General features: G+C 50.2%; 1 protein-coding gene. It reads left to right on the plus strand.

Annotation, left to right across the window (positions count from 1 at the left end):
• Window positions 1-259, plus strand: a 259-nt coding sequence (locus tag L9G74_RS21160; RefSeq protein WP_238898726.1) for a hypothetical protein, incomplete at both ends; no start/stop codon positions are given.

A 259-nucleotide genomic window follows, 5' to 3' on the forward strand; every position in this document is an offset into this window, starting at 1 on the left:
TTTTGACGAGGCCGACATCCATATCATGGAACACATCCACCAGCCTAGCTTCCATTGGGTCAGCGGTGACCCACAAGTCATTGCAATTCTCGAAAGTGAGGATATGGACGATATCTTGCTGGCAAGTCAGGAACATCTGCACCAAATAGATCAGAGGCAGCATGCTGCGGCAGCAGTGCCACTCACCCGCAATTTACGGCGGATCCTCCGAACACGCAAGATATCACCAGGCATTGTCGATTTTTACGAAGAGCAAATC

Source organism: Shewanella electrica (assembly GCF_022321485.1).
Classification (GTDB): Bacteria; Pseudomonadota; Gammaproteobacteria; order Enterobacterales; family Shewanellaceae; genus Shewanella; species Shewanella electrica.